Source organism: Waterburya agarophytonicola KI4, from assembly GCF_020640915.1.
Lineage (GTDB): Bacteria > Cyanobacteriota > Cyanobacteriia > Cyanobacteriales > Xenococcaceae > Waterburya > Waterburya agarophytonicola.
In genome coordinates this window covers 48,786-57,384 of record NZ_JADWDC010000028.1, presented here as the reverse complement: position 1 = coordinate 57,384, position 8,599 = coordinate 48,786, and the positions used below count along the sequence as shown (strand labels likewise).

The 8,599-nt window shown below is 38.4% G+C and carries 7 protein-coding genes, 1 tRNA gene and 1 pseudogene; 1 reads left to right on the top strand and 8 read right to left on the bottom strand.

Annotated elements, in window-relative coordinates; genetic code table 11:
• Positions 1 to 8 precede the first annotated feature (8 nt).
• From I4641_RS12450 to I4641_RS12440, 3 genes are all read right to left on the bottom strand, one after another.
• Positions 9 to 515: an IS630 family transposase gene (locus I4641_RS12450; RefSeq protein WP_229640854.1), complete on the bottom strand. Its 507-nt coding sequence runs from the start codon at positions 513 to 515 to the stop codon at positions 9 to 11.
• 131 nt (positions 516 to 646) lie between these two features.
• Positions 647 to 719 (bottom strand) — tRNA-Arg (locus I4641_RS12445).
• An 82-nt stretch (positions 720 to 801) separates the two neighbouring features.
• Positions 802 to 1,512, bottom strand: a complete 711-nt coding sequence (locus I4641_RS12440; RefSeq protein ID WP_229640853.1) for a M15 family metallopeptidase — start codon at positions 1,510 to 1,512, stop codon at positions 802 to 804.
• Positions 1,513 to 1,732: 220 nt separating this feature from the next.
• Between I4641_RS12440 and I4641_RS12435 the strand changes: the two genes are divergently transcribed.
• The gene (locus I4641_RS12435) at positions 1,733 to 4,723 is read left to right on the top strand and encodes a plasmid replication protein, CyRepA1 family (RefSeq protein ID WP_229640852.1); all 2,991 of its coding nucleotides are present in this window, start codon (positions 1,733 to 1,735) and stop codon (positions 4,721 to 4,723) included.
• 10 nt (positions 4,724 to 4,733) lie between these two features.
• Here the strand turns inward: I4641_RS12435 and I4641_RS12430 are convergent, their stop codons facing one another.
• The 5 genes and pseudogenes from I4641_RS12430 to I4641_RS12410 form a co-directional block, all read right to left on the bottom strand.
• A complete protein-coding gene (locus I4641_RS12430) occupies positions 4,734 to 5,066 on the bottom strand; it encodes a hypothetical protein (protein WP_229640851.1) in 333 nt (110 codons plus the stop codon).
• A gap of 38 nt (positions 5,067 to 5,104) precedes the next feature.
• A complete protein-coding gene (locus I4641_RS12425) occupies positions 5,105 to 5,893 on the bottom strand; it encodes a sulfite exporter TauE/SafE family protein (protein ID WP_229640850.1) in 789 nt (262 codons plus the stop codon).
• Between the two features lie 18 nt (positions 5,894 to 5,911).
• Positions 5,912 to 6,661, bottom strand: coding sequence for a phosphoadenylyl-sulfate reductase (locus I4641_RS12420; protein ID WP_229640849.1), 750 nt, complete (start codon positions 6,659 to 6,661; stop codon positions 5,912 to 5,914).
• A gap of 222 nt (positions 6,662 to 6,883) precedes the next feature.
• Complete coding sequence (locus I4641_RS12415; protein WP_229640848.1) at positions 6,884 to 7,969, bottom strand: sulfotransferase family protein; 1,086 nt, start codon at positions 7,967 to 7,969, stop codon at positions 6,884 to 6,886.
• A 411-nt stretch (positions 7,970 to 8,380) separates the two neighbouring features.
• A pseudogene (locus tag I4641_RS12410) lies at positions 8,381 to 8,599 on the bottom strand (energy transducer TonB); the annotation flags it as partial.

Below are 8,599 nucleotides of genomic sequence, written 5' to 3'. Positions count from 1 at the left end.
ATAAGTACCTAGGCAAAATTAATTGTATATTTTGTCCCAAAGTCCTTAAGAATATTTTCTACATACTCAACTAAGTTATTCCAGCTAGTGTAAGCCTGAGATTCAATCCACTCGTATTTCATAAATCCCCAAAGAATTTCAATTAAGTTTAGCTGTGGTGAATAAGTAGGTAGCCAGAATATCTTTAGTTTTTTCTCAGACCATTCACTAATCTTTTTCTGAAAAGCCTTACTTCTATGAATTGGAGCATTGTCTAGGACTACAACCGTCGTTTTTTCTATCTTTTGAACATAATTATCTAGAAACTTGATGACAATATCACTGTTGATTCTACTTTCAAAAACATACGAATACAGTTCATTTTTTCTATTTAATAATCCTAGAACATTGATTCTTCTGCTTTGATTACTTACCCATCCCTCCTTAACTTCTTTATCTTGCCAACCGTAGGGTACATAAGGAGTTAGACAAAATTTTTTTGACATTAATTCTTTAAATCTGGTTTTTTGAACCAAAATATTGACACTTTGAATAAATCTAAACCTAAAAATGGCTCAAGCGACGTAAAATCGTTCGAGCCATTTAATTTTGTGACATTAATTCTTTAAATCTGACAAATAAAGCTTTAATGTACAACAATACCTTACGAGCGCGGCAGGATTTGAACCTGCGACCTACAGAACCGGAATCTGTTGCTCTATCCCCTGAGCCACGCGCCCACGATAAAATCAAACTTTATTGCTCTAACAACCACAATCCTAACAGCAAATTTACCGATCGCGATTTTATTTAATAATCTTGTCATACTCTTCCATAACGGGCAGTTTGAACGCTTTTATCTGTTAATTGATTGCGATCGCGCAACCAAGCCCACATTTGATCTCCTAATGAAAAGTGCCACCACTCTCTTGGATGTTGGCAGAAGCCAGCCTTAGTCATAACTCGGTAGAGTAATTGACGGTTAAAATGATATTGTTGATTTTCGCCATCGCGATCGCTGATATAATAGTCTGGATGAGATCGCTCCGATAGTTCGTCGATTTCTCCCCCCATATCTAAAGCCTCTCCGCGATCGTTTACAATAGTTACGTCTACTGCTGCCCCTGTACTGTGAGGCGGTGGCATTTTGCGATCTAGGCTAGGTGCTGCCCATAGTTGATATACTTGACCCCACAAATCTTGACGTTGTTGTGCTGATAGCTGTTTCTCTGGAAGATTATGGCTTTTGACCAAGGTTTCATAGGTATAATTGACCATAAACTGCTGTACTCCTACAGGACGATAAGCATCGTAGATCTTAATTTTCCAATGGGGATAGCGTTTCTCAAGTATAAATTGTGCTTGGAGTAAGGCTTTGACAACTCCTTGGCGCAAGCAATAGGGGGATCGTTCGCCATATTCTGCTCCCAATTTTACGTAAGGATGGGGCAATTCTACCGCAAAATTGCTTAGAGGTATTGCAATCAAAGGTTCGCCACAATCTTTAATTGGAATTTGATGATATGGTTTCACAATTTTCAATTCGTCTAAAATTTTTTGGTATGGGTACAACTTCGCTGTTATCCAGATTTTGACTCATCTCTACCTAAAATGACTACCTTTCCAGCTCAAATTGATAAGGTAACGATATATATTAATGTCTATATATAGTGTTTTTTTACGTATATTTTTAATTAATGCACTATATACAGTGGTATGATACTGATTCTTCAAGAGCAAGGAATTAGTAACGATGGATCATTTACGGGAATGGAAAGCAAGTGGAGTAAGCGAGGAGTTGACTCAATTAAACGTAGTTGCTCTAGAAGGGACTTCCCCCAGCGAATATCTCCTCTATTCCAATTCTATCCCCAGACGAAATGATGGCAGAGTTAGTCAAGGATTTCTTCAACGTTACGCCCATACTGATGCTGGTGGTTGGTGGTGTTCGGGAATAGATGTTTTGAGTGGTGAAGAAGATATTTGGGGCTGTTTTAAACCAGATCGCCCCCGCAATAATTGCAATAAAGTTATTAAATACGAACACCCTCCCCAAGCTGCCACGGGTTTATTCGCTCTCAAAGTTCCCTTTAGTTTATGGAAAAATATAGCGGATTCTCTGAAAATAGCGATCGCCGAATCGGATATTAAATCCCAGAGTGCGGACTTGGGTTTTTGGCAGTGGTTGGGGAATCATCCTGAAGTGCCTCTTTGTATTACTGAAGGAGCAAAAAAGGCTGGTGCTTTGTTGTCTGCTGGTTATCCTACGGTGGCTTTACCTGGGATCAATAATGGCTATCGTACTCCTAAAGACGATCGTGGCAAACGGATCGGAAAGTCTCATTTAATTCCTCAATTGGCTAAACTGGCTACACCAGGAAGAGTAGTATATCTTGTATTCGATCGCGATTCTAAACCAAAAACAATTAAGGCAGTAAATGCAGCAATTAAGAAGACTGGTTACTTATTAGAAAAAGCTGGTTGTCAGGTCAAGGTAGTAACTTGGAAACCTAGTCTGGGGAAGGGGGTAGATGATTTAATTGTCGAACGCGGTCGAGAATATTTTACTCAGGCTTATAATGATGCCTTAGATTTGGCAACTTGGAAAGCAAAATCTTGGACTAATTTAACCTACTCAACAGATATTGAAGTAAACAGTCGTTATTTACCAGAGTTAGATATTCCGCCTCAGACTAAGTTAATTGGGATCAAATCTCCCAAAGGTACGGGAAAAACTAAAGCCTTAGCTAAAATAGTAGCAGAAGCGATCGCTCGCGGACAAAAGATCTTAGTCATCGGACATCGAGTACAGTTACTTAAACAGTTGTGTAAAAGGTTTAACTTGCAATATGTTACAGAAGCAAATTCATCTGATGCTAGTTTTGCGGGTTATGGTCTTTGTATTGATTCATTACATAGTTCGTCTCAGGCAAAATTCGACCCCCAAGACTGGTCAAACAGTCTTGTAATTATTGATGAAGTAGAACAGGTATTGTGGCACACTTTGAATTCTAGTACCTGTAAAGAGCGTCGAGTAGAAATATTGAAGTGTTTCAAAACCCTGATGCAAAATGTACTGGGAGACGGAGGACAGGTATATATAGCAGATGCAGACTTGAGTGATATTGCTCTTGATTACTTGATTTCTTTGTCAGGTATGGAAATACAGCCTTATATCGTAGAAAATATTTGGCAAGGCGATCGCGACGTATTTTGGCAAGTATATAATTATGAAGGCAAAAGTCCGAAGAAATTAGTCAGCAATTTAACCAATCATCTTCAACAAGGGGGGAAACCCTTTGTCTGTCTTTCCGCACAAAAGCTGACTAGTAAATGGAGTACCCAAACTCTAGAAGCTTATCTCAAACAGAAGTTTCCTCAGAAAAAGATTCTGCGAATTGATTCGGAATCTTTAGCAGATCCCAGCCATCCCGCTTATGGTTGCATTGCCAAATTGGAAGAGGTACTGTGGCAATATGATGCGATCATCGCTAGTCCTTCGATTGAAACGGGGATATCTATCGATCTCAAAGACCATTTTACCTCTGTTTGGGCGATCGCTCAAGGAATTCAAGCGGAAAATGCAGTGCGTCAGACTTTATCTCGTCTGCGACAAAATGTTCCTCGCCATCTGTGGTGTGCTGCTTATAGTTTTAATAAAATTGGCAATGGTTCGACTTCCATCCCTGGATTATTAAGCTCGAATCAACGCTTTACTCAATTAAACATTCGTTTGCTACAGCAATCAGACTTTACCTATCTTGATGACCTCGACACGGGTTTTCAAGCGGAATCTTTGTTGTGTTGGGCAAAAATGGCAGTGCGTTTTAATGCAGGCGCGATTAATTACCGCAACTCTATTTTAGCGGGACTAAAAGCCGAAGGACATGAGATAGTTGATGCTGCCAAAGTCAAATTTGAACGATCGAAAGTCAAAACAGACAATTGTTTGGTTGCAGCAATTACCGAAATTAGCACTCAAAACTATCAAGCAGAATGTAGTGCGATCGCCAATTCTCCCAGTCTCAATGACAAACAATACCAAACCCTAAAAAAACGCTTGATCAAATCGATCGCAGAGCGTCGTAAACTCCGCAAACACGAACTTAAAGAACGCTATCACCTGCCGATTACTCCAGAGCTTGTATCATTGGATGATGAAGGATGGTATCAAAAAATTAGGCTGCATTATTTCTTAACGGTAGGTCGTCCTTATTTAGCAGATCGGGACACCAAGATGGCGCGTAAGCTAATCGAACAAGGCAATGGTAGTTTATTTTTACCTGATTTTAATAATTCTCAATTGGGAGCAATTGTTGGTACTCTCGAACTGATGGGTATTCCTATTTTATTGCAAGATATATCTAGAGAATTACGCAACACCGATCCAGAATTGCAGTCTTTAGCTGCGATCGCTCATACTAACCGTAGTGAAATTAAAACCATACTCAATCTTGGCATTGCCAAAAACTATAGTCCCATAACTATTGTTAGTCGTTTACTCAACAAAATTGGCTGCAAAATAAAATGCATGCGTTATGAAAGCGTCGCCAAAAAAAGAGTCAGAGTATATCAAATAGTTACCCCAGAAGATAAAAGAGAGCGAGTATTTACTCATTGGTTAAACATTGATCGCCAACGCCCTGGTAATTCTTTATTTTGGTCTGGCGATCTTGATCGTTCTAGTCAATCTATTTTATCTCCTGTTGCTTCTAATTATCTCCAATTAAGTTTAGATCTTTAGACTCTTGAAATTAAAGAAAATCGAGGTCGGAATGTTGAGCCATGATTTCCGATATCTCTTCGGTTTCTGAAGTTTGATGTCCCAAAACTTCTTTGAAAAAGCGAGAATATTTAGTATATACCTGGGTTGAATCTTCTTGTTCTACCACAAAAAACGGTGCTGCTGTGACCCCATGTTGGCGAGCTAATTCTAACCCAGGGCTGAAGAATTCTCTCTCGTCAGCAAAGACAACTCGGTTAATGCGATCGCTTAAATTTAGCTGTTGTAATTTTTCCGATACTTCTGCTGATTTACGACACAAACTTCCGTCTGGTCTAATTTTTTTTACCATAATAATATTCATTTTTTTACTCTTGCTCAAACTATTAATCTCGATATTAATTACTCAAAAACTGACGTACTGATATAACTTTTCCAGGCTTGCCAAAAATTAACTATAGCCATAGTTGCCAAAAACAAACTAAAAATCTGGCTAATCAAAGAATCTGGTAGCTTGGGCAATACTCTCGTGCCAACTTGCGTCCCCAACATTCCCGCAGTACCTAAAATTAATCCCTGTACAAATAGAACATTACCCTGGCTTGCATGAACCACGCAGGAAGAAACCGTCGCAGCCACAATTACACCCAAACTCGTCCTGATCGCTACTTTTATATCCTCGTTGAGTAATAGCATTTGTAAAGGCACCATGATTGCACCACCACCAACTCCTAACAAACCTGCCAAAAACCCAGCAATACTACCCGTCGCAATTTTAGCGACTATAGGGTTGAAGGAAGTTGATTGATGTTTATCTTGAGCTACCAAATGTTTGCGCAGCCTAATAAGCAGCATATTAACTAATAAAAAGCAGCCAAAGATAATCAGTATAACATAGGGGGGTATTTTGGTGGCAAAATAAACTCCCCACTGCGCCGTTAAAATTGCGGGGATAGCGATATATAAGACTCTTTTTAAGTCTAAATAACCCCTGCGCCAATTATAAAAACTACCCGCACTAGAGCTTAAAATAATGACTAGGCTGCTAGTAGCGACAGCTTGAATGGGAGAATAGGCTAAAGCTACCAAGAGGGAGACAATAATAAAACCCCCTCCAATTCCCAATAGTCCTGCTAAAATTCCTGAAATTCCACCTCCGAAGGCTAAAATCAACCAGCTTAAACTTTCCATTAAATAATCGATAATGCTCTAGTTTTTTAGGTTATCTTCGTGGAAACCGCACTCTTTTTCCGCAGCATTTTCCCACCACCAACGACCTTCTCGTTCGTGTTGATTGGGTAGTACAGCCTTGGTACAAGGTTCGCAACCAATACTGACAAATCCTTTTTCGTGAAGCTTATTGTATGGAACGTTGAAATGACGTATGTATTTCCATACTTGCTCCGATGACCAATTAGCCAAGGGATTGAACTTGACGATTTTATGGTCTTCCGTAGAAAAGGCTGTATCCATTTGAATTAGAGGAATATTTGCTCTTGTATCGGGACTTTGATCTTTACGTTGACCAGTAATCCAAGCTTCAACCTTAGCTAGCTTACGCCGTAACGGGACTACTTTACGAATACCGCAGCATTCTTTGTGATTATTCTGATAGAAACTGAACATTCCTTTTTCTTTAACCAAAGCTTCTACCTGCTGGGAATCAGGAAAAAGAATTTCTAGTTCGAGGTCGTAATGTTCTCTAACCCGTTCAAATAGCTGATAGGTTTCAGGATGTAGACGACCAGTATCTATGGAAAATACTTGAAGATTTTTGGTAATCTTAGAAGCCATATCAATCAAAACAACATCTTCCGCACCGCTAAAAGAAATGGCAATATTATCAAATTTAGCTAGGGCGAATTCTAAAATTTGTCGGGGACTTTTAGTCTCGTATTCTAATTGAAGTTGATCGAAATTAAGTTCTGTTTGAGTAGTGGTAGCAGCAACTTGAACCATGATACTGATTTTTCCTAAGGGTAGATATTTGATTGAGTAAATAGTCGGACTAACGATCGCCTGTATATCTGTGTTCGTGGGAAAATTGTCACAGTTTATCTATACAGATATGTTTTTTTGATATCTGCAATAGTCAAGCTAAGATTGCTCGATGCTGATTTTTTGCAACTATAACCAGTAGTTAGAGCGATCGCGATGGAGTGATTGAAGACAGATTAACCTTTAAGCAATGCTTTTGGTTGGAGCATTTTCAAAACGATTTAATACTTCTATTTGTTGCTCTAGAAGTCTTCCCTTGACCATTTCTAGGTAGTCAGCGCGAAATTTTCTTAGTTGATAGTCGCGAGGATCTTTGTTTTTCAATTCTGACCAAGCTTCTTGTTTTTTAGGTGCGCTACGTTTTTTTGCCTGAGCGATCGCGCTTTGGCTAATATCAGCAGCAGCAGGGGTCATTTTTTCATATCCATAAGAATCCATATAGTCCCCTGCAACGGTTTCGATAATTTCTATCTCTTTCGTACTCATTGTCTGCTTGAACTTATCTATATATGCAGGAATGGGTGCGGAACTATTTGTCTCCCAAAGTGCGGATAAAACTGCAATATTTTTGGCTTCAGTTGAGCCAGAAACATCCATCATGGAATCTAAAAACTCGATACCAAAGAACTGACAAATTTTATACAAGACAGCTTCTTGGTTGTTTAAGAAGTCCTCGTATCTAATGGTCAAGACCTTTTCAGGATGTTTTTTGATGATGCTTTGAATGCGATCGTGAGCTTTAACCCAAGACATCGTATTCAATAGCGGATCGTAATCGTGAATGATGGCTTTGTTAATGCTATTTACTTGAGCGCGGGGATCTCGAACTACATTTAAAAACAGCAAATCGTCGAACAAATCGATTAATTCTTCTGCATAATGTACGTTGTCTAAAGACTTGTCCATCACAACTTTTGCTTGATGTTTTTTGCCTGCTTGAAACAACATTTCCCAAGCAACTCGATGGGGACTGCGAGACTGATTTTTAATACTCTCAAAAATCTTTACAGGGTCTAGTGCCACTCCATCCCACTTGATCATAGTTGCATTTTGTAGTCCTATTAAATCAACAACTAGCTGAAAATATGCCCAGTCATTATTCAAATCTCCATATAATTTTACCAGAGGCATAAAATCGACAATATGCAATGGGTAAGGAGAGTAAAAATCTGGCGATAGATTTAGCCTCAAGCGAAGTGCATGACTACCACAACGTCTAATTGGAGTCATTAAAACTGGTCTTGGTCTTAAAACTTTGGACTCTGTCATGGAATTATTCATAATTTAAGAAAAAATGTTTTTTGCTAGCATTAATGCCACAAACAAATTAAAGTCTGAGTAATTTTCCTGAATTTATTAGATTTAGTCTAAGACTTTTAGTTGTTGACAATAACTAAATCTATTTATTTAATTTGTAAAATCATCTTATACCAGCTTAAAATTTTTGTTCCGTATTTTTAACTACTAAAGTCAATATAAGATATATGGCAACATTAATCAATAAATACAATTATCATTTTTACAATGCTTCAAATTAAGGAATTTAAGGAATTTAAGGAACTTAAATAATTTAAATAATTTAATATCAAGACATCTTTTAAAATCTAATTTTTAGGGTCGATCTCGCAATTCAATTAAAACCTAAATTCAGTAAAACTTTGCTTTTTTTTAATTGAAAAATTAGTTATTAAAATTCGGTTTATCTGGTAGGGGAATATTTCTCAAATCAGCAGGTTTGCGATCTGGTAAAGGAATATCTCTCAAGCGATCGCGTAATGATGGTTCGGGTGCTGGTTTAGGTTCGGGTGCTGGTTTAGGTTCGGGTACTGGTTTAGGTTCGGGTACTGGTTTAGGTTCGGGTGCTGGTTTAGGTTCGGGTACTGGTTTAGGTTCGGGTAC

What these genes read in the sequence shown, in the direction of transcription:
- I4641_RS12435 (WP_229640852.1), top strand. Translation starts at nt 1,733, where the DNA reads ATGGATCATTTACGGGAATGGAAAGCAAGTGGAGTAAGCGAGGAGTTG.
- I4641_RS12430 (WP_229640851.1), bottom strand. Translation starts at nt 5,066, where the DNA reads ATGAATATTATTATGGTAAAAAAAATTAGACCAGACGGAAGTTTGTGT.
- I4641_RS12425 (WP_229640850.1), bottom strand. Translation starts at nt 5,893, where the DNA reads ATGGAAAGTTTAAGCTGGTTGATTTTAGCCTTCGGAGGTGGAATTTCA.
- I4641_RS12420 (WP_229640849.1), bottom strand. Translation starts at nt 6,661, where the DNA reads ATGGTTCAAGTTGCTGCTACCACTACTCAAACAGAACTTAATTTCGAT.
- I4641_RS12415 (WP_229640848.1), bottom strand. Translation starts at nt 7,969, where the DNA reads ATGACAGAGTCCAAAGTTTTAAGACCAAGACCAGTTTTAATGACTCCA.